The organism is Chitinophaga sp. OAE865 (assembly GCF_040546735.1).
Taxonomy (GTDB): Bacteria; Bacteroidota; Bacteroidia; order Chitinophagales; family Chitinophagaceae; genus Chitinophaga; species Chitinophaga polysaccharea_A.
The window spans coordinates 7,045,969-7,067,300 of record NZ_JBEPOF010000001.1 but is presented as its reverse complement, the minus strand read 5'-3'; the positions used below and the strand labels follow the sequence as shown (position 1 = coordinate 7,067,300).

The following is a 21,332-nucleotide window of genomic DNA, read 5'->3' as shown; positions in this document are numbered from 1 at the left end:
GGAGTTATTTTTAATTAAAGCAAAAAGACTTATGTCAGACGGGATCATTTGTTTTGGGGAGATGCTCTGGGATATTTTACCGGAGAAGGAATTGCCCGGTGGGGCGGTGATGAATGTGGCCTATCACCTGCAAAAGCTGGGTGAACAGGTATCGCTGGTATCGCGCGTGGGGCGTGATGCGCGTGGGCAGGGATTAATGGACATGCTGCACCGGTTCGGGCTGGATACCAGCCTGGTGCAAACAGATAAAGAGCATGAAACGGGAAAGGTATATGCCGATATGACTAACCCGCATGAGGTGCATTATGATATCGTATACCCGGCGGCGTGGGATTTTATTGAATGGGAGCCGTTGCTGGCTGAGAGGCTAAAGGATAAGGCTACACGTTATTTTGTATTTGGCAGTCTTTGTTCCCGTGATAAGGTGTCGCTGCACACGCTGCAGCAGGCGTTGAAAGAAAACGTTATCAAGGTGCTGGATATTAATTTAAGGGAGCCGCATTATACCCGTGCACATGTGGAATGGCTGCTGGAGGAATGCGATATCCTTAAATTGAATAATAATGAACTGGAGCTGATCAGCAGGTGGTATCATCCTTATGTGGATAAAGAGCAGGCGGTACGTTTACTGTCGGATCGTTTTGGGATTAACACCATTGTGGTAACAATGGGGGGCGATGGCGCTATGTTGTTTATGGAGGATGTTTTTTATGTGGAACCGGGTATTACGGTGAAGGTGGCAGATACCATAGGCAGCGGGGATGCTTTCCTGGCGGGGTTCCTGCATAGCATTATCCGGGGGAAGGCAGCGAGGGAGTGCCTGGTATTTGCCAATGCGCTGGGAGCGCTGGTAGCGTCTTACGCGGGTGGTGCGCCGGATTATAAGGTAACTGATATTTTAAAAAAGGGGGATTAGCTCCGGGTGGAAGCTAATCCCTGGATATTATTTGCGGGTGTATTTGATTTCCATTTCTTTGAATTCTTTTCCATTTACTTTTCTATACATTTCCATGGTGTGATGATCTTTATCCTGCCAGGTGAGCACCTGGCGCATATCGTAGTCTTTCCCGGTGGTCGGGTCCAGTCCTTTACCCGTAAATTCCAGTCCTTCGCCGGATGAAGTGGGCTTACCTTCCATTACCATGATACCGGTGCCCATATTGTCCACCCAGGTGGAGATGTATTTTTTCTTGGCATTATCGTAGGCCATGGTGCTGATACCTTCAAAGTCCATCCCCATCATGTTGGCGGTATAACGGCCTTCACAATAGCGGCCGCCCAGGATCATTTTGTAGGTGGCGGCGCCGGTTGATTTGGAGGGAGGGGCATCCGGCCTTTCCCACATGGTCATATCGGCTGTCCATTCTCCATCGGCTTCGGCCATTTTCTGGTGTGCAGGGCCCGGCGTCATGTATTCAGCCCATGCTTTCATCATAGCGGCGGAGTCTTGCTGGGCAAAGGTAGCGGAGTTAATTAACAGGCATAACGCAGCTGTTAACAGGTAGATTGTTTTCATGATTTGCAGCTGTTTAAGAAGTGTTTGTATCGGGGTGAAATTACAGGATAACAAGTTAAGTCATTTATTGCTTTCCGCCATCGCATGCGTGTTGCCCCGTTTAAATAGCCGCAGTTTTCCCTACCTTTGATACAGAAAAGAATATTCCCCTTTATGCAAGCAACCATATTGGATGTGTCAGGACATAAGGCGCAGCCACTGGCTATAGATGCAGCCATTTCCTTTGAAACGTTTATCTCCTACCTTAAACAGCGGATCAGTGAAGAGCCGACAGTGAAGGCCCGTTTATACAAAGAAGCGCTGGCAGAATTTGAAGCGTCGGATGTTGGCCGCAGGGATATTCCGCTGGAAGAAATTACGCAATATACCTCCCTGCTGGAGTACGTATATGCCTGCCTTTCCCCGGCTACGCGCCCGGAGCAGCAGCTGGTATGGGGGCTCAGCTACCCCTTCCTGCCGGTTACTTTTTATGGTACAGACCTGATCTATGAATTGCTGGGAAATAAATCGGCCTCGCATACGTATGAGATAACCCATACACCGGCAGATTATCACCGGGAAAGATTAGCGCTGATCTATTCGCTCATCCTGCAACGGCTCTATAATTTCAAGGCGCCGGTAAAAACGGAACAATATCATGAAGGGGTGAATACTGCCACCGGTTTGTTGCAGTATTACGAGGTGAGCATCAATACCGACTTTATTAAGGTAACGGCAAAAGGGGAATTGCCGGAAATCGACTTTGTACAGTTATACACACACTTCAGCGAAGGCGGTGGTGAGGAAATACTGGCGGATATGCTCCCGCTGGACCTGTTCTGTTTCCGCGGTTTTTGCGTGATCAACGTAATGGAGGTAACAGCGCAAAAAGCAGTGGAGAATATTACAGGTATGCGGTTATCACGTACCTCGCTGATCACTGAAGAGAATTATAAACAGGTGATCCTGTCGCTTAAATCGCTGGTGCGCGACAGCCGGATTGAGTTCGACCTGTTCCCTTTTCTCCGGGTGAACAATAACCCGGTATATAGTTTCGAAAAAGGAGGCACCGGCATTTTGTTTGAAGTTTGGGGAGAAAGCCGCTTGTCGCCGGAAGATTTCAGCCGGAATGCGAAAGCATTTATGTCTAAACCGCTGTTCTTTTTTTCTGAAGATATCTGGAAAGAAACCCGTAAGGAATATGCATTCCTGGAATATTTCCGGCAGCAGGGAGTAAAGTCGCTGGCCATCATGCCTCTTTTTTACATGGGAGAACCGGTAGGCGCCTTCGCGGTGCATACCTGGAAGGATCACACATTCGACGAGAAAACATTGTCGCTCCTGGAACCCGCCTTAGACGCTGTGGCCCAGCTATTGCAGATCTATATAGATGAATTTAACGGGGAGATAGAAAAAGTGATCAAGGAGAAATTCACTTCCATACAACCTGCAGTGCAATGGAAATTCAACGAAGCGGCCTGGCATTACCTGTACAGGCTGAAAAAGAACCAGCCGGCCACTATCAGCAATATCCTGTTTAAAGAAGTATACCCGTTGTATGGGGCTATTGATATCCGGAACTCTACTTTGGAAAGAAACAAGGCGATTATTGCCGACCTGGACAGCCATCTGAGCATCCTTGCCAATACGCTGGACATGCTCCGTAAGTACCAGCAGAACGACCTGCTACGGGAAATGATCTATCACTGCCAGCGCTGGCAGCAGGCCCTGGTGCAGCAGCAGCTGAGCCCTTCGGATGAAAATGCGCTGAACAGGTTCCTGGAAGAAGAAGCGGTAAATTACCTGCAGCATATTGCCGCACAGTACCCCGCTACCGGGGAAACTATTGAAACCTGCCTGCAAAGCATGGCCGGTAATGTGAATAAGGACTCGCTGGAAGTATCCATGCAGCTCATCACACAAACGGCCAACGAATACCTGGAATCCGAGAAAAATAAATTACAGGAATCCTATCCCTGCTATTTTGAAAAGTTCAGGACAGATGGAGTGGAATACGATATTTACATAGGTCAGTCAATTGCACCGGACCGCCCCTTTAATCATTTCCACCTGAAAAATCTCCGGCTATGGCAGCTGTCGTCAATGGTGGCTATTACAAAGCTCACCCATTCGCTGATAGCGAGGATGGAAAAGGAACTGTTCACCACGCAGCTCATCTTTGTGCATAACCATCCTATTGATATCAGCTTCCGGGCAGATGAACGGAAATTTGATGTGGAAGGGGCTTATAATATCCGCTACCAGATGATCAAGAAACGGATCGATAAAGTACATATCCGCAATACAGAAGAACGGTTAACCCAGCCCGATAAAATTGCCCTGATCTATTCCGACCGGGCTGATATCGAGGACTACCTGCCTTTTATCCGCTATTTACAGGAAACCGGCGTGCTGCTGCCGGAGCTGGAAGAACTGGAACTGGAAGACCTGCAGGGGCTCAGCGGGCTGAAAGCGCTGCGCCTGGGCGTAGTAGTGGAAGAGGCAGAATAAAATATTATCTTTCTCAAAAATAATTTGCATTCCCGTTAATAGTATACTAAGTTTGTAGACTAATAAATCAGCGCGGGGAGATGTCTCTCCACCGCAGAAAGCAGCCCATGGAGAAAAAAGATTACGATGTAATAGTGGTAGGATCCGGACCCAATGGCTTGTCGGCCGCCATCAGGCTGCAGCAGGAGGGCTTATCTGTACTGTTGCTGGAAGCGAAAGACACTATCGGCGGTGGTATGCGCACAGCAGAATTAACGTTGCCGGGGTTTTACCACGACGTATGCTCTGCAGTACATCCCATGGCCATAGGCTCCCCTTTCTTTTCCAGGCTCCCGCTGGCTGATTTCGGGCTGGAATTCGTTTATTCGCCACTGGAGGCAGCCCACCCGTTCGACGATGGCACTGCCGCCTTCCTGGCCCGCTCCCTGGATGAAACAGCAGATGCATTGGGAGCAGACGGAAAAGCTTACCGCAACCTGGTAAAACCAGTGGCAGACAACTGGGAAGCCATCGCGGAAGATAGCCTCGGGCCTTTTTCATTTCCGCGGCACCCGCTTCTCATGGCCCGCTTTGGCCTGAATGCGCTACGTTCCGCAGCCACTATTGCCAACAGGTTCTCTACACAAAAAGCCAGGGGATTATGGGCGGGCATGACGGCCCATTCCATACAACCCTTAACCAACGTGGCTTCTGCGGCCATCGGCATTGTACTGTCGGCTGTAGGCCACCGGCATGGATGGCCGGTGCCCAAAGGAGGCTCCCAGGCTATCGGCCGGGCACTGGCCGGGTATTTTGTATCGCTGGGCGGGGAAATTCAGACAGGCGTTCACGTTAGTTCGTTGTCGCAATTGCCTTCACACCGGGCGGTAGTATTTGACCTTACACCAAAGCAGCTGCTTACTATTGCAGGCGACCGGTTTTCACCCGGATACCGGAAACAGTTGGCCCGTTACCGTTATGGCCCCGGCGTATTTAAAATGGATTGGGCGCTGAGCGGCCCTATCCCTTTCACAGCGCCGGAATGCAGGCAGGCCGCTACGGTCCACCTGGGCGGTACTTTCGGAGAAATTGCCTTGTCGGAGCAACAGGCATACAGTGGCGCTATTTCACAGGCGCCTTACGTATTGTTATCACAACAAAGCCTGTTCGATGAAAGAGCTCCCGCCGGAAAGCATACGGCGTGGGCCTATTGCCACGTACCCAATGGCACCGATGCAGATATGACAGCCATCATTGAGCGGCAGATAGAACGTTTTGCGCCCGGCTTCCGCGATCTTATACTGGCAAAGCATACCATGAATGCGCAGCAAATGGAACTGTACAATCCGAACTATGTAGGCGGCGATATCAATGGCGGTATCATCGACATCCGGCAATTGTATACACGGCCAGCCTGTCGTATATCGCCTTACCGTACATCAGCCAAAGGGATCTATATCTGTTCCTCCGCCACACCGCCGGGAGGCGGGGTTCATGGCATGTGCGGTTACCACGCCGCCAATGCAGTACTGAAAGATATTTTTTAAACCGTCACTATCTTAATGAATAAATATGCCTGGAGTTAAGTCTTATTTACAGGAAGATTGGGCCATAGTTGTGCTGGGTTTCCTGATCATCCTGCTTTCACTGGCAGGAGTACACGTCGCTTTACCTGACTACAAATGGAGCAGTGCCACCGACCTTACCACGAAAGTACTCACCGGCGCCAACTTCTTGAAGATCGGCGCACAGTTCATTTACGTGTTGCTGGTAGCCCTGCTGGGATCCTTTCTCACCGGCAGGCCGCTGAAAAATACCCTCGTGGTATTTCCCGCGGTGTTTGTATTAACCACGCTGGCGCTCATCGTGGCAGGAAATGCCGCTATGAATGAACTGGGGTTGGAAGCCGTTATTTTCAGTCTCATCATTGGTTTGCTGATCGGTAACCTTTTTAAACTGCCTACCTGGTTCCGGGAATCACTTACCTCGGAATTTTTTGTGAAGATAGGCCTGGTATTGCTGGGCACTACCGTTATTTTTTCGGATGTGCTGAAAGCCGGTTCCCTGGGGCTGATACAGGCATTGGTAGTAGTGCTTTCCGTGTGGTATTTTTCGTATTGGGTATGTAAACGGCTGAAGATAGATAACGAACTGACCATGATGTTATCCAGCGCTGTATCTATCTGCGGGGTGTCGGCAGCTATTGCTACCTCCGGCGCTATCAAGGGAGATTCAAAGAAATTGTCGCTGGTAATTTCACTGGTACTGATCACCGCTATCCCCATGATGATCTTTATGCCGATGATCGCACATCATTTCCAGTTCCCCGAAGCTGTAACCGGCGCCTGGCTGGGTGGTAGTATAGACACTACCGGTGCAGTAGTGGCATCGGGATCGCTGGTAGGTGAAACCGCGCTGAAGATCAGTACTATCGTGAAATTTTCACAGAACGTGTTATTGGGTATTGCCGCTTTTGCCATTTCTGTATACTGGACTTATACCAAACATCCGAATGCAACGGATAAAGAGCAGAAACCTACACTGAAAGTGATCTGGGAAAGATTCCCCAAGTTCGTGATCGGCTTTATTATCGCGTCGCTGGTATTTTCCTTTTTGTTGTCGCCAGCGGCCATTGCACCGGTAAAAGGATCGCTGAAAAGTTTGCAGGGAGTGTGGTTTGCGCTGGCATTCACCAGCATAGGATTGGAAACGAACTTTAAAGACCTGGTAGGCACTGAAAGCAGGAAGCCCGTATATGCGTTCCTGATAGCACAAACATTCAATGTAATTGTTACGCTGATACTGGCGTACCTGCTGTTTTCCTGACCCGGCTGATTACTTTTTTTAGTATTTTGCCGGTATATGAAATACCTGAATCCCTTTGCTTTCCTGGAGAAGATGAATGGCGGGCCCGTAGCAGCGGAGGATGCCGCTGCAGTATCCCTTCTCCGGAAAAAAATAATGGCAGAGCTGGAATTATCAGAAGAAAAGGTATTACGTGCAGGAACACAATGGCTCAGTAAAAACGATCTGCTGCATTTCTTTGATGAACTGCAGGCGCCCGCCAGGTTACATTTTTATCAACAGATCAATAACGATACGGTCCTGTCAGGTTTCCTGGAAACGGGTAAACTGTCAGGACTTTTTAATGATAACCCTCTTTACAACACCCCGGCATTCCTCGCTTTTATAGCGCCGTTTTATGAACCGTTATTTACCGCTGCAGTAGTGAACAGCCTTAAACAGCAACAGGCGCCGCTGTTACAGCAGTTGTATGCCAACCCGCTGCTGATGGATGGCGAACATCAAAACCGGAGCTATGATAAAATATTCCGCACCCTGCAGCAATCCTATAAAATACTGGAAGATGCGGAAGCCCGCAGGAGGGCCAATCCAAACTCCCGATGGCGGGAAGCCTTGCCCTATGCAGGTTTGCAGCAGGTACGGGTATTGAACGCCCTGCCGGATATTTTCCAGGAATTCAGGAACGATTACGGCATCCTGATGATCAACTTTGCACTGGCGCTGGATGGTACCCGTGAAAATAAAAAAGCACTGGAAATACTGCGCGCAGTAAAAGTATTGAAATGCGGGGCTTATGTACGGGAACAAACAGAAAGATATTTTCAGCGCCTGGAAGAAAAAGCCATCAGCCGTAAATCCCTGCTGGCCAGGTTTTTTGGCGCCGGGTACCGGCAAAAGAAAGATCGCAGGAAACTGGTCAGGGATGCGCTTCTCAAAGGAGGAATTGCCATCGCCATTATTGCGGCTATCATTATCGGCGCTCATTTTGAACAGGCCTATACGCCCCGTATTAACGTGAGGGAAAGTGAGAACAGCATCTTTATGGGAGCCCGTACCTCACTTGCCATGCAGTACCTGTTGTCGCAGTTACTGATGGATACAGAGAAACGCGCGGAGAAGCTGTTAAACGGCCCTAAGCTGCCGGCGCCAGCTACGGGCACAGACCCTTACGGCGCCGATTTTATGAAGGCGGTACGCATGCAGGGCGATTATGGCGCCGGCTTTGTACGCCCGCCTTTCGGCAGGGCAAGGAACTGGACGCCGGAAGACAGCTCCTGGACCGATCCCGCGCACCGGCAAAGCCTACGTGTTTTTAACCGGCAGGACGGCGCACTGATCACTATGGTGCAAACACCTGATTCATTTTACTCCTGTTACATTGCTCCGTTCGACAGCGCCTTTATGCCCCTCCCTTTGTCCATCAGCCGGGTGTATTTTTACGCCGGTACAGGATGGGACCCTGAATGGAAAGCCGAATATGCCATGGATTATGTACCATCTTATCGTGCTAAAGGATTTTTCCTGATGCCGCTTTATGATGCCCTCCAATTCCTGAAAACATCCTGCCTGCAACTGAACCTCGACAGCAGCTACTGGCAGCGCTCCAACCGCTATATCCCTGTGGAAGTGTTCCTGTCGCAAAAAGATATGCTGCAACAACAACTGCAGCTCCGGCAACTCACAAATAACTTCAACGGGGTAGACCTGATTCCCATGGAGTAGCCACCGCGGATTTTGTCTTGGAATACTGATTACGCTGATTACGCTGATTTTGATGATTTCATTGATTTTATTTTTTGAATTTTATAAGATTAAGGAAGAGATAGAGGATTTTATTTATTTTGCTTTCTTATGAAATATGTGAATCCCATTATTTTCCTGGAGGCAGTACAGGGTGGGCCCGTAGATACGGGAAACACTGCTGCGTTATCCCTTCTCCGGAAAAAAATGCTGGCAGAACTGGACCTGTCGGACGACAAGCAATTCAAAACAGGTGAATGGGCATTCGATAAACACCAGCTGCTACAGTTTTTTGACCAGCTGGCCGCTGGCAAGGAACTGTTCTTTCACGCGCAGGTGGCGGCAGACCCGGTGCTGCTGCACTTCCTGGACAAGGGAGAAATCACCGGCAGGTTTTCGGATAACCCCTTGTATGAAGACCAGGCCTTCATGAAATTTATTTCTCCTTACTATGAGCCGTTATTTACCAACGCAGTGATAGATAGCCTGAAGCACAGGAAACTGCAAGCCACTACCGATCTTTTTGCCAATCCCTGGCTGCTGGATGGGGAGCATACCACCATCAGCTACAGGCGGATATTCCGTTATATGCATATAGTGGAGGAACAGGTGAAAATTGTTATTGGAAAACTGAGAAATGGAGCTGCGATTCCCTGGAAGGAACTACAGAACTTTGCCAATATCACCCTCGTGCAGCAATTGAATGCATTGCCCCGCGGATTCCATGAGTGGAGAAGTGACTATGGCATTTCCCTGATCAACCTGGGACTGGCCGTATACCGGAAAGATTTCAGAAACGGGATGGCTGCGCTGGAATTGGTGAGTAAGCTGGATACCACTATGTATGTGCAGGAGGAGAAAGAGCGATGGGAAGTGAAGCTGAAGGAATATAAGAAGAAAATGAAACTGGCGCAGAGAATAGGGTATTGGCTAGGCCCGCTGAAACCAAAGATGCTTAGTGAAGAGGGAACCGGGTCACTGGTGCTTATAATATCGGCTGTTCTCCTGTCCCGCCTTTTCTTTTCATTAATAGAAACAAAATCACCACGCCCCGAAATAATTACCAGCTTCGATTATTTTACGAATACCCGCACTTATGAGCCGGTAAAATATCTTTTATATCACCTGCAAACAGATTCAATATATCCTTTGAATAAGAAGGATACCAGTAAAACACCCTTAACAGGAGATGATGTGTACGGCCCTGATCTTATGGCGGAATTAGAAAAACCTTTGCGTAAAACCAATGATACGGCCATACTGAAGATGGCGAAGGAAGGTCTGAATGCCAGCCACGCATCACCTAAAGGAAATCCGGCCCACCGGCAAAGCCTGCATCTCTACAATCGTTTAATAGTGCCTGCTATAGCGTTGATCCAGACACCGGATACTTTTTATTCCTGTTACATCTCACCGGGCGATAGCGCTTTTGTGCCGTTGCAGCTTGCGGTGAACCGGTTGTATGTGTATGTTGGCGAACATTGGGATGGTACAAAAGAAGCGCAATATGCGATGGATGATGTGCGTGGATACAGGGTAAAAGGTTTTTTCCTTATGTCTTATAAAAACTCCAAACAATTCCTGAAAGAGAACAACCTCATTTTCAAGTTGGACCCCATGTACTGGGCAACCTCCGACCGGAACATTCCTATCGAAATCGGCGCATCTGGTGAGCATATACATTTTAACCTGCTGGAAAATAATGCGGCAGGAATAGAGATGGAAATAGGCGATTAGCCGATACCTGTTCCCTTTAGCTGGTCTCTTTCTTTTTTAGTATCGGGCATCAGGTTGAACAGTTGGTTGACCGCCACTTTCAGTTCGTCATAATTTTTCCGTTCCAGTGCGCGCTCGCCGATTTCCTTAAAGCGCGCAGCTGTTTGCGGGTCTGTATATTCTTCTGTATTTACATTGGCATAATAGTAATAGGCGTTGATCCAGGTTTCGGGTTTGTTGCGTCTTATTTCCCAGCTCAGGTCATTCAGCTCATCAATTTTTGCTTTAATGGCGTAGTAACTTTGTGAAGATAAATAGGCGCTTTCATCTGCGATGATCTTTTCGAAACGAGGCATGCGGCTGCTGTCTTCTTCTTCCCGGATATTATACAGGCAATATTCTTTCCGCTGAAAATACAGCTCGGTAATTTCCACGATCAGCTGGTCTTTCCCGGTACTGTCCAGCTGTTGCGCCAGTTTACGTTTCTTTTCTTCCAGCTGGTATTTTTCATCGGTGATATCGTCATCACTGAGCAGTTCCAGGCGGCTGCTGATATGATCAAGATCCGTCATGATTTCCTGCACAGTGGCAGCCAGCTCGTATTGCTGGTTTTTGCGGAATGATTTTATTTTTTCAGATGCGTTCAAACGGAGCTGCCGGATATCATCCAGCAGTTTGCCGGTGTTGATTTTCCTTACCATGGGATTAAACACTTCGGAAAATTCCTGTTCATTCATGAGCAGCACCGCCTTCACGGAAAGGTCCCTGCTTTCGCTGATCTGCAGGGTGATTTCCACATCGGAACCTTTTACAAGATCGGTAATGAGGTCGGTGCTTTTTATTTCTATCATGCCCAGCGGAACGCAGCTGCCGGGAATTGCATACCTGCTGCCTTCCAGTACGTTGATCAGGAGGCTGTCGCGGCCACTGCGCAGGATGGTTTTCATCACTTCCTTGATGATGGTTTTCCGTAACGGCAGGATGGCATTCTTTTCAAAGATGAGCTCCAGTTTGGTGGCATTGTTTTCCAGGTCGTCTATTTCTATGCAGATATCGTTGGGCAGTGGCTGGCCATGAATATTAAATTTACCCTGTGAAATGGCGATCACCGGGGCTTGTACATCCAGCTCGTTGTGGGCGGCATCGAATACCAGTATGTTGAAAGTGTTACTGGCATTTTCCGCCAGCAGCAGCATTTCGGAAATGCGTTCCTGCAGGGGCTTGATGCCGCTGTCGTAGCCGCCATCGGCGCGCACAATGCGGTAGCTGAGCCCTGTAACAGGACCGGTTACAATAGCGGTGAAATATTCTTCCCTGTCGGCGGTATTTTTCTGGTAGGCTGTTTTAAACCGGATGTCTGGCACGCCGGGTACCAATGGTTTATTCCCTGTTTGCTGCGGCTCACTGATGGTTTTAGTGCCTGCATACCAGGCGGCGCCTACGGCTACCGCAGTGGTAGGATCTACGCTGCAGTTCACCGCTATGCCCAGCTGTGAGGCCACCAGGTTTTTCACCAGCGGTATATAGGTGCTTCCGCCAATCATCACTATTTCTTTGATATCGGCGGCAGTAAGGTGATTGCGGTCAATGATCTTTTTTACAAGATCAACGGAATATTGTATACGATTGTAGATCACCGTATCAAATTGTTCGCGGGTAATGGTAAGATAGATGTCCTGTGTATCGCCGCTGGCATCCGTCAGCTCAAATTCTATTTCAGCAGAAGGACTGTTAGTGAGTTGCACTTTGGCCTCTTCTGCTTTTTTCAGCAGGATATGATACAGGGTATTGTATTTTCCACGTGCGCTGCGCATTTCCGTGAGCAGGTCGGGGATAGCGTGCTGCTGCAGCAAAGCGGGTATCACCAGCTGTTCAATGATAGCAATATCAAAGTCGACCCCGCCAAGATAATTATCTCCTTCATGATCGGTAACACGCATTTCGCCATCTACAATTTTTACCAGCGCCACATCGAAGGTACCTCCGCCAAGATCGTATACCAGCCACTGTCCCTGCAGGGAAGTGGCATTGGCCTGTTTGTTGGCAAACGCCAGGCTGGCGGCAATGGGTTCCTGCAGCAGTAATACTTCGCGGAATCCTGCATCGTTGCCGGCTTTTTTGGTGGCATTGGACTGTATAGTATCAAAAGAGGCGGGGATGGTAATAACCACTGCTTCCGGTTTTTCGCCGGTATAAATAAAGTTCTTCAGCTCGCGGAGCACCAGGGCCGACAGCTCTACCGGGGTTTTAAAATCGCTGGTATTGGGCACAAAGAAAGATTCGGAAGTGCCCATTTTTCTTTTGAAGGAAGAGAACACATTTTCAGGGTCTTTCTCTATCAGCTCACGGGCTTTGTCGCCCACAATGATCCGGTCTTTCCGGAAAGCTACCACCGAAGGCAGCGTTTCTTTCTGGCCGAACGGGTTTTTGAAAATTTCTACGGCGCCGTTCTGGAACCGTGCGATCAGGGAATTGGTAGTGCCGAGGTCAATACCGAAATTAATCTGGTTGCTCATAGGTTTATTTTGCGGCAGCGATGACTACACCTTTTTGTAAAATGGATTTTTGTCCTCCTGCTGTATAGTACACCACTGGTTTGATCACGTTTACGATTTCCATATCGGCCGACATTTCGCCGGTGATACTCGCCTCATAATCCACCCGCGTTTCCCGGTAAGGTTCTCCCAGCGGGTTCACGATAGTATAGCCGGCTTCCTCAAAATGTTGTTTGATACGGTCTATATTACGTTGCAGGGACAACAACTCCGGTTTGGCTGTTGTTTTTTTATCCAGTTCAAAAACCTGGTTGATGATCCGGATGTGAAGGGTCGATAACGGGTCCATTATTCAATTGCTGGTCTAAGCAAATATAATGATATTTTCATCTGTTCAGGGTACCGGGCATCATCCGCATATGGCACCGGCTTTGATAAGATGGAAGTCCTTCTGTATCACTATATTCAAAAAACGTATTCATCTTATGGAAACAACAACATATCCGGGAAGCCCGTTCCCCTTAGGCGCTACCTGGAACGGCGAAGGAGTGAATTTTGCATTGTACGCTGAAAACGCCACCAGGGTAGAACTGTGCCTGTTCAACGATCCTGAAGGGGAAGCTTACAACACCGTCCGGCTCCAGGAACGCAGCGCTAACGTGTGGCATGCATTTCTCCCCGGCGCAAAGCCAGGGCTCCTGTACGGCTATCGTGTGCACGGCCCCTACGAACCATCGGAGGGGCACCGCTTTAACCCCAACAAGCTGCTGATAGATCCCTACGCAAAAGCAATAAACGGTACTATCAACTGGCATAATTCCCTGTTTGGTTATGAACCGGGTCATGTAAATGAAGACCTGAGCTATAGCGAAACAGACAGCGCTCCTTTTATTCCCAGAAGTGTGGTAATAGATCAACAGTTTGATTGGGGAGATGATAAACCGCCCAGGATCCCTTACCAGCAAACTATTATTTATGAAACACATGTAAAAGGTTTTACCAAACTGCATCCCGGTATTCCTGAAGAACTACGCGGCACCTACAAGGGGCTGGCGCATCCGGAGGCTATTGATTATATAAAGCAGTTGGGTATTACCGCGGTAGAGCTGATGCCGGTGCATCATTTTGTGGCCGACCGCCACCTGGTAGATAAAGGGCTTACTAATTACTGGGGTTATAACACCATCGGTTTTTTTGCACCGGATGCGAGATACGCTGCTTCCGGCACCCGTGGGGAACAGGTAAGGGAATTCAAGGAAATGGTAAAAGCCCTGCATGCCGCCGGTATAGAGGTGATCCTGGATGTGGTATACAACCACACTGCGGAAGGAAATCATCTCGGGCCCACGCTCTCATTTAAAGGAGTGGATAATGCAGTGTATTACCGGCTCACAGACGATAAAAGATATTACATGGATTATACCGGCACCGGTAATACCCTGAATGCCCGGTTGCCAAATGTGCTCCGGCTGATCATGGACAGCCTACGTTACTGGATCACGGAAATGCATGTGGATGGCTTCCGTTTTGACCTGGCTGCTACATTGGCGCGTGAGCTGCACGAAGTAGACCGCCTGAGCGCGTTCTTCGATATCATTCACCAGGATCCCGTGATTTCACAGGTAAAACTGATTGCAGAGCCCTGGGATATCGGTGAAGGCGGATACCAGGTGGGAAAGTTCCCGCCGGGATGGGCGGAATGGAATGGTAAATACCGCGACAGCATCCGCGATTACTGGCGCGGCGCAGATAGCACCCTTGCGGAATTTGCATCACGCATTACAGGCAGCGCCGATCTTTACAAGGAAGATTACCGCCGTCCTACTGCCAGCGTTAATTTTATTACCGCGCATGATGGTTTTACATTGCACGACCTGGTATCCTACAATGAAAAACATAATGAAGCAAACGGTGAAAATAATAACGATGGCGAAAGCCACAACCGTTCCTGGAACTGCGGTAATGAAGGGCCTTCGCAAGACCCGCTGGTAAATACCTTAAGAGCCCGGCAGAAAAGGAATTTTATGGCCACGCTGTTGTTATCACAGGGTATTCCCATGCTGCTGGCAGGCGATGAAGCCGGAAGAACACAGCAGGGCAACAATAATGCTTACTGCCAGGATAACGAGGTGAGCTGGCTCAACTGGCAGGAGATGGACCAGGAGCTGATTGCATTTACCCGGAAAATGATAGCCCTGCGTCAGCAACACCCGGTATTCCGCCGTAAGCGCTGGTTCCGGGGCGAGCCGGTGGAAAGTGTTGGGGTAGAGGATATCGCCTGGTTCCTGCCCGAAGGAACACCCATGTCAGATGAGCATTGGGATACCGACTTTGCCCGCTCGCTTGGTGTGTATCTTAACGGACTGAGTTTGCGTACCCGTGATGAAAAAGGAAATAAGGTCCTGGACGATAGTTTTTATATCATCTTTAACGCACATCACGATGAACTGGCCTTTCAACTGCCACCGGCGGAATATGGAGATCACTGGAAAGTAGTGGTGAACACTGCTACCAATGAGGAAGGAGCGGAGTATAAAAGTGGCGATCAGTTGATGGCAGCGGGAAGATCCCTTATTTTATTAATGAAGGAAGAAGATAAATCAACCTGATATTTTTTCCAGCAAAGCAACCGGGAAGCGATCCAGCACCGCCAATGGAAGCTTCCCGTTTTCTGTTGTCACCGTTTCTCCCGTAAATATATCCCGCCATTGCTGTGGTAAATTATTATCAAGCGGTAGCCAGCGCTGTTCAAAATTCCCCGGGCTCAGCAAAGGCGCTATTACCAGGCAGGTATCGTGTTCATGTTGCCTTGCGTAAGCGATTACCGGGTCCTGCTCCCCGCTGAGCGGCAGATAAGCGCCTTGCTGAAAGAGTGCGGCATGTGTTTTTCTGAATTGCAATGCCCTGGTACAGGTAAATAATTTCTCCCACGCAAAACGGCGGTTGTCGTTCAGCAGTTTCATTAATGCCGCGGGATCATCTTTTTCAAGCTGCAGCATGAATGATAACATATTTATGCGGTCGGGGTAATTTACCGGTTGGCGGTTGTCAGGATCTACAAAGCTGAAGTCCCATAATTCGCAACCCTGGTATATATCCGGTATGCCCGGGGAAGTGATCTTAACCAGCAACTGGCTTAGTGAATACACCTGTGCATGCTGGTTGATCTTTTCCATAAACGGGTGGAGGCTTTCCATAAAGCCATGCCCGGGAGAAAACAGCCGGTGGATAAAGTTAATGCAGCTGTTTTCATACCCTTCATCAGGTTGCGACCAGTCACTGTGCTCTTTTGATTCACGCAGTGCTTTAATCAGGTAGGCCGACAAGCGGGGGATAAAATTATTTTCAGGATCATTGCGTTCAGGATATCCCGCAATGATGGACTGGTAAATAAAGTACTCGTCATTTTTAGTGGGTGCATTTTCTTCCCGGAAGGCACTGTTCATGGCATACCATTGCTGTACCTGTTGTATCCACAGGTCTGGCAGCAGGGTAAGCACGTTTAGCCGTATACGGGCGTCTTCTCCGCGTTTGGTGTCGTGGGTGGCAGTGGCATTCAGTGAGCCGGGGAACTGCTGTTGCCGTTTAATGCTGCGTTCATGGAAAGTGAGCGGCGTACATTTATGACCGGCCGGCGAGTCACCCACCTCGTTGTGCGACAGTAATGCATTGTATACATAAAACACCGTGTCTTCCACGCCTTTGGCGGTGAGGGGGCCGGTGAACTGCATCAGTCTTTTTAAAAACTTCAGAATAACCGCGGGTTTTCCGGCCTCTTCTTTCCACCATGAGCGGAACAGGGCAAATTCATCTGTTAATGCCGGTGTGCGTTTGACGGCAGCGGTAATGGCTTCTTCCAGGATGATGATATCATTATCCGGCAGCGGCCATGATTCCGGGTAGATCCGGTATACAGGCATACATACCATCCATAATCCCAATGCCGCTTTCAGCTTCTGGCGGTCGGTGCTTTTATGCACCAGCCGGTAGTGGTACAACAGGTATACCAGGTGATCCCATTCGGCACTGAGTTGCGTCTGGAGTATCATTGTTTTTTTATTCTGCACCAGCTGTGGATATCTGGCGAGCTCCGGGAACTGCGCCCGGTAAAAGCGGCTGATCTTTTCATCGCCCCATTTATTGGTGAGCAGGTGGTTTACATCCGACAGGAATTCGTAACCGGTGGTTCCATCAAGCCCCCATCCGGCAGGAAGTGATTCTTCTTCGCCCAGGATCTTTTCTGCTATAATATAACATGCATCGCCAAAAAGCTCACGTAACCTGCGTACATAGGTGCCTGGTTCCATCAGCCCATCTATATGATCTATACGTAATCCCTGGATCAGGTTTTCCCGGTATAGCTCATGTGCGAAGGAATGCCAGGTATCAAACACCTGTTTATCTTCCATACGCAGCGTAATAAGCCCGTTGATAGTGAAGAAGCGGCGGTAATTGATGCGCTGCGCCGTTTCCTGCCAGTGTGTGAACAGGTAATACTGTTGTTCCAGTAATAAGTTAAGCAGCGCCTCGTGGTTGTTTACATTTTCCAGGAAGGCAGTAAGTGCCGGCGTTTGGAGCAAGCCGTTAAACAAGGTTTGTTTTTGCCTCCGCCATTCATCAGGGGGAAGTGCCAGCCGGCCATTCTGCTGTAATGATAACAGACCCCCGCGTATCTCCGGGGCTGCATCTTCAAAAGTATCCAGCAGCACATCATAAGCGGTAACAGACAGTGGAAAAGCCAGGCTGCCGGTATTGAACTGAAAGCCGTTTTCCCCGGCAGTAAATGTGATTTGTTTTTCGGAGATAGCCTGCGGCAAAGGCCTGTCCAGGAAGGGGACCATGAGGCGCCCGTGCAGTTGCGGATCATGATATTCCCAGTCGATATCAAAGAAATGATACCAGGGAGAAACCGGCCCCCTTTCCAGTACATCCATCAGCCATTCATTGCCGGGATGCAGCGCCATATGATTGGGGACAATGTCCTGTATCCAGGTCATGCCGCGTTGCCGGAGGGAAGCGCTGATCCTGCGCAGATCGTCCAGTGTGCCAATAGCCGGATTGATCCGGTAAGGGGCAATACCATCGTAGCCGTGCTGGCTGCCTGGTACAGCATCGAATATAGGAGACGCATAAATAGTGGTGATGCCCAGCTGTTGCAGGTAATCAAGTATCTCTTCCAGGTGGGCAAATGTGAATGCATCATTAAACTGAATGCGATAGGTGGAGAGCGGGTAATTGGTATCAGTTTTCATAAGCGGTAATTTCATAAACAACAGCAGATAAGGGTTGTATCACCAGCAGGTTATTACCTTCAGCTTCGGGGAGCGTACCCGGCCCGTTAAATTCTGTGCCTGAGGAATCAAATATTTTCCGCAGGTTGCCATGCGTGGTAAAAGGTATTGTTTGTGTATGGTTATCGAAGTTAAATACGATCAGCAGTGTTTCGCCATCCATACGGCGTTCCAGCACCAGAACGTTTTCATTTTCCGCATGATGTACGCGGGCGCTTTCGCGGTTGCCGCCGGAAATAGCCGGGTATTGGCTGCGCAGTAACAACAGCGCTTTGTAACAGGCCATCAGTGCAGCGTTACTGTTACCGGTAGTGTTCCAGCTCAATTTACTTTGCTGAAAACTGGCGGGCGCCTGCGGGTCCGGCGCTTCACCGGTGTGTGCAAATTCTTTCCTGCGTCCTTCCTGTACCGCTTTTATGAGGCCGGGATCTGTATGGGATGTGAAGAACAGGAAGGGATTTTTTTCTCCGTATTCTTCTCCCATAAATAGCAAAGGAATAAAGGGAGATAGTATAACGGCAGCAGCAGCCAGTTTCAGCGCTTCAAAACACAGTAACAACGAAAGGCGTTCTCCCCGCATGCGATTGCCCACCTGGTCATGATTTTGCGCAAACACAACAAACTGGTGAAAAGGATTGCCGGAAGGCGGTCTGCCGAAATTCCTTTTCCGGTGCACAGAATACTGGCCGGTATAAACATAGGCATTTTCAAATGATGCGGCCAGGTGGGATACCTCTCCAAAGTCTTCATAATAGCCCTGCCTTTCACCGGTTAACCTGCTATGCAGCGCATGATGGAATTCATCGGCCCATTGTGCATCCAGTCCATATCCTCCAATGGTTACAGGGTTTATAAAGCGCGGGTTGTTGAGGTCTATTTCACCGATCAGCACTTTTCTTTTGCCGGTGCGTTCCTGCAGCGCTTTCACGGCGGCAGACAACTCTTCCGTGAAATGCACTGCACTGGTATCAACAAAGGCGTGTACTGCATCGAGGCGTAAACCATCCATATGGAACTCTTCCAGCCACATCAGCGCATTCTGAATATAAAAGCTGCGCACACCATCGCTGTAAGGGCCATCGAAGTTGATGGCAGCACCCCAGGGCGTTTTGTAATGATCGTTGAACCAGGGAGCAAAGTCGGAGAAGTAATTCCCTTCCGGTCCCTGGTGGTTGTATACTACGTCAAGTATTACCGCTATCCCCATGGCGTGGGCTGCGTTTACAAGCGTTTTCAGGTCATCCGGCGTACCGTAGCTGTTGTGTACCGCAAACGGATATACGCCGTCGTATCCCCAGTTACGTTCGCCGGGAAACTGTGCTACAGGCATTAGCTCAATAGCAGTAATACCGAGCTCTTTCAGGTAGTGCAGATGTTGTATAATGCCGCGGAAGGTACCCTCTGAAGAAAAAGTACCGGTATGGATTTCATAGATGATCATTTTTTCCGGTTCAATGCCGGTCCAGTGGTCATCGGTAAATTTGAACGATGCTTCAGGGACAGCCGAGGGGCCATGTACGCCTTCGGGCTGCCAGCGCGAGGCGGGATCGGGCCGCTGCAGGGTATTATCCAGCAGGTAAGTATACCGGGCACCGGGGTATATATCCGTTACCGTTAGTTCCCAGTAGCCGTTGCCTGCCGGCGTCATTGGCAGTTGCCTGTCTGCCAGCTGCAGCGCCACTTCCTTACGGAGAGGCGCCCATAGCCGGAAGGTGGCAGCTCCTTCATTGTTGATGAATGTTCCTGTAAGATCGTATTTATCCATAAGATCAGCGGTTATATAGCTGTGTCCATTTTTTTAACCTGGTAATTGTTTTTTTGCTGAATTGCCCCGGGAGCATTCTCCAGGCCCAATGTTGCCCGTCTGCTGCAGGTTTGTTCATCCTGGCAGCGGACCCCAGTCCCAGTACATCCTGCATAGGCAGTATGGCATTGGAGGCTACGGAAGCATATATCATACGGCCCAGCAGGAGGTGTATCTTTTTTTTACCTGGTATGATGCCGCAGTATAGCTTAAGGTGATTTTGTTCTACAGCGGAGGCATCTTCCTGCAGCCATCCTGTCGAGGTATTGTTGTCATGCGTGCCGGTGTAAGCGTAGCAGTGTTGCGGATACTGGTGAGGTATATGAGTGCTTGCGGGCATGTCATCTCCAAACGCAAACTGCAATACTTTCATCCCGGGTAAGCTGAACCGGTCTCTCAGATCGGTTACCGTTTTATCAATATCGCCCAGGTCTTCCGCCACGAAAGGGTTGCCGGGAAAGGCGGTGATCATGGCCTTCAGCAGGTCGCCGCCAGGGCCCGGCTGCCATGTGCCTGTTTTAGCATCAGGCGATGAAGCAGGTACCTCCCAAAAGGCGGCAAAAGCCCTGAAGTGATCCAGCCGCAGCAAGTGGAACCAATGCATGTTCCGTTTAATTCTTTGCAGCCACCATTCGTATTTCGTTTTTTTAAGCTCCTGCCAGTTGTAGATAGGCATATTCCACCGTTGCCCGTTCTCGTTGAAATAATCCGGCGGTACCCCGGCCACACTGGTCATATTGCCTTTATTGTCCAGCAGGAAAAGCTCACGGTGGCTCCATACATCCGCCGCAGTGTGACTGATATAGAAAGGAAGGTCTCCGAACAAACTGATATTGCGCTGGTCGCAATACATTTTCAGTTGCTGCCATTGCCGGTCAAAAATAAACTGCCACCATTGTTCCTTTAGACTAATAGCAGCATATTCACTGCTGAGCACCGCCTCTTTTTTACGGTCGGCTGCATCCCACTCCTGCCAGGGCTTGCCGCCGTATTTGGCAGACAAGGCCTTATAGGTGGTATAGCTTTTCAGCCATGCTGCCTCCCTGTCGCAAAACTCTTTGAATTCTGCCGCCAGTTCAGGAGACCCGCCGTTGTTAAAATTCAGCCATGCCGATTCCAGCATGGCCAGTTTATATCTTGCTGCTGCTTTGAAATCAACAGTATCTGTCTGCGGCAGGTGATATTTTATCAATGTCGATCTATCCAGTAAGCCTTCTTCTACCAGCAGTTCAGGGCTGATCAGGAGGATGTTTCCCGCCATGGCCGATAAGGCGCTGTAAGGCGAAGCATTGGAGATATCAATAGGGTTTACCGGTAACACCTGCCATATCTGCTGACCGCTGTCGTACAGCTGATCGGCGAACTTCCGCGCGGCAGGCCCGAGGTCTCCCATTCCAAAAGGGCCGGGCAGGGAGGTAATGTGCAGCAATATTCCTGCCCTCCTTACCGTTTTGCCGGAAGGTGTTAATGCCATATGTTGCTGTTTAAGCGGTAAC

13 protein-coding genes are annotated in these 21,332 nt (G+C 49.4%); 7 read left to right on the top strand and 6 right to left on the bottom strand.

All coding sequences use genetic code 11. The features are described from left to right. Window positions 1-31 precede the first annotated feature (31 nt). Window positions 32-916 carry a carbohydrate kinase family protein gene (locus tag ABIE50_RS28165; RefSeq protein ID WP_209861717.1) on the top strand — a complete coding sequence of 295 codons (885 nt, stop codon included), beginning with the start codon at window positions 32-34 and terminating at the stop codon, window positions 914-916. A 27-nt stretch (window positions 917-943) separates the two neighbouring features. Here ABIE50_RS28165 and ABIE50_RS28160 read toward each other — a convergent pair whose 3' ends face one another. Continuing rightward, window positions 944-1,516, bottom strand: coding sequence for a DUF1579 domain-containing protein (locus ABIE50_RS28160; protein WP_142686511.1), 573 nt, complete (start codon window positions 1,514-1,516; stop codon window positions 944-946). A gap of 153 nt (window positions 1,517-1,669) precedes the next feature. Between ABIE50_RS28160 and ABIE50_RS28155 the strand changes: the two genes are divergently transcribed. The 5 genes from ABIE50_RS28155 to ABIE50_RS28135 all read left to right on the top strand — a co-directional run bounded on the left by ABIE50_RS28155 (window position 1,670) and on the right by ABIE50_RS28135 (window position 10,267). Further along, complete coding sequence (locus ABIE50_RS28155; protein WP_209861715.1) at window positions 1,670-4,006, top strand: GAF domain-containing protein; 2,337 nt, start codon at window positions 1,670-1,672, stop codon at window positions 4,004-4,006. Window positions 4,007-4,086: 80 nt separating this feature from the next. Further along, the gene (locus ABIE50_RS28150) at window positions 4,087-5,532 is read left to right on the top strand and encodes a phytoene desaturase family protein (protein ID WP_354028207.1); all 1,446 of its coding nucleotides are present in this window, start codon (window positions 4,087-4,089) and stop codon (window positions 5,530-5,532) included. A gap of 25 nt (window positions 5,533-5,557) precedes the next feature. Then, window positions 5,558-6,811: a YeiH family protein gene (locus ABIE50_RS28145; protein WP_209861713.1), complete on the top strand. Its 1,254-nt coding sequence runs from the start codon at window positions 5,558-5,560 to the stop codon at window positions 6,809-6,811. Between the two features lie 36 nt (window positions 6,812-6,847). After that, window positions 6,848-8,512, top strand: a complete 1,665-nt coding sequence (locus tag ABIE50_RS28140) for a hypothetical protein (RefSeq protein ID WP_209861711.1) — start codon at window positions 6,848-6,850, stop codon at window positions 8,510-8,512. A 129-nt stretch (window positions 8,513-8,641) separates the two neighbouring features. Continuing rightward, window positions 8,642-10,267, top strand: a complete 1,626-nt coding sequence (locus tag ABIE50_RS28135) for a hypothetical protein (RefSeq protein WP_209861709.1) — start codon at window positions 8,642-8,644, stop codon at window positions 10,265-10,267. On the opposite strand, the gene ABIE50_RS28130 is transcribed toward ABIE50_RS28135, so the two are convergent. Both ABIE50_RS28130 and ABIE50_RS28125 read right to left on the bottom strand, forming a co-directional pair. Then, window positions 10,264-12,762 carry an Hsp70 family protein gene (locus tag ABIE50_RS28130; RefSeq protein ID WP_209861707.1) on the bottom strand — a complete coding sequence of 833 codons (2,499 nt, stop codon included), beginning with the start codon at window positions 12,760-12,762 and terminating at the stop codon, window positions 10,264-10,266. The genes ABIE50_RS28135 and ABIE50_RS28130 overlap by 4 nt on opposite strands. A gap of 4 nt (window positions 12,763-12,766) precedes the next feature. Beyond that, on the bottom strand, window positions 12,767-13,090 hold the full coding sequence (locus ABIE50_RS28125) for a hypothetical protein (protein ID WP_142686517.1): 324 nt from the start codon (window positions 13,088-13,090) through the stop codon (window positions 12,767-12,769). Window positions 13,091-13,226: 136 nt separating this feature from the next. On the opposite strand from ABIE50_RS28125, the gene glgX reads away from it, so the two are divergent. Then, window positions 13,227-15,350, top strand: a complete 2,124-nt coding sequence (glgX, locus tag ABIE50_RS28120) for a glycogen debranching protein GlgX (protein ID WP_209861704.1) — start codon at window positions 13,227-13,229, stop codon at window positions 15,348-15,350. On the opposite strand, the gene treY is transcribed toward glgX, so the two are convergent. The 3 genes from treY to malQ are packed head-to-tail and all read right to left on the bottom strand — an operon-like array spanning window position 15,342 to window position 21,310. Further along, complete coding sequence (treY, locus tag ABIE50_RS28115; protein WP_209861701.1) at window positions 15,342-17,993, bottom strand: malto-oligosyltrehalose synthase; 2,652 nt, start codon at window positions 17,991-17,993, stop codon at window positions 15,342-15,344. The genes glgX and treY overlap by 9 nt on opposite strands. Further along, on the bottom strand, window positions 17,983-19,797 hold the full coding sequence (treZ, locus tag ABIE50_RS28110; protein ID WP_209861698.1) for a malto-oligosyltrehalose trehalohydrolase: 1,815 nt from the start codon (window positions 19,795-19,797) through the stop codon (window positions 17,983-17,985). Before treZ ends, treY begins: the two co-directional genes overlap by 11 nt. 4 nt (window positions 19,798-19,801) lie before the next feature. Then, window positions 19,802-21,310, bottom strand: coding sequence for a 4-alpha-glucanotransferase (gene malQ, locus ABIE50_RS28105; protein WP_209861695.1), 1,509 nt, complete (start codon window positions 21,308-21,310; stop codon window positions 19,802-19,804). Window positions 21,311-21,332: the final 22 nt, after the last annotated feature.

Excerpts from the sequence above, each read along its gene's own strand:
- ABIE50_RS28165 (WP_209861717.1), top strand. The coding sequence starts at position 32 with ATGTCAGACGGGATCATTTGTTTTGGGGAGATGCTCTGGGATATTTTA.
- ABIE50_RS28160 (WP_142686511.1), bottom strand. The coding sequence starts at position 1,516 with ATGAAAACAATCTACCTGTTAACAGCTGCGTTATGCCTGTTAATTAAC.
- ABIE50_RS28155 (WP_209861715.1), top strand. The coding sequence starts at position 1,670 with ATGCAAGCAACCATATTGGATGTGTCAGGACATAAGGCGCAGCCACTG.
- ABIE50_RS28150 (WP_354028207.1), top strand. The coding sequence starts at position 4,087 with ATGTCTCTCCACCGCAGAAAGCAGCCCATGGAGAAAAAAGATTACGAT.
- ABIE50_RS28145 (WP_209861713.1), top strand. The coding sequence starts at position 5,558 with ATGCCTGGAGTTAAGTCTTATTTACAGGAAGATTGGGCCATAGTTGTG.
- ABIE50_RS28140 (WP_209861711.1), top strand. The coding sequence starts at position 6,848 with ATGAAATACCTGAATCCCTTTGCTTTCCTGGAGAAGATGAATGGCGGG.
- ABIE50_RS28135 (WP_209861709.1), top strand. The coding sequence starts at position 8,642 with ATGAAATATGTGAATCCCATTATTTTCCTGGAGGCAGTACAGGGTGGG.
- ABIE50_RS28130 (WP_209861707.1), bottom strand. The coding sequence starts at position 12,762 with ATGAGCAACCAGATTAATTTCGGTATTGACCTCGGCACTACCAATTCC.
- ABIE50_RS28125 (WP_142686517.1), bottom strand. The coding sequence starts at position 13,090 with ATGGACCCGTTATCGACCCTTCACATCCGGATCATCAACCAGGTTTTT.
- glgX (WP_209861704.1), top strand. The coding sequence starts at position 13,227 with ATGGAAACAACAACATATCCGGGAAGCCCGTTCCCCTTAGGCGCTACC.
- treY (WP_209861701.1), bottom strand. The coding sequence starts at position 17,993 with ATGAAAACTGATACCAATTACCCGCTCTCCACCTATCGCATTCAGTTT.
- treZ (WP_209861698.1), bottom strand. The coding sequence starts at position 19,797 with ATGGATAAATACGATCTTACAGGAACATTCATCAACAATGAAGGAGCT.
- malQ (WP_209861695.1), bottom strand. The coding sequence starts at position 21,310 with ATGGCATTAACACCTTCCGGCAAAACGGTAAGGAGGGCAGGAATATTG.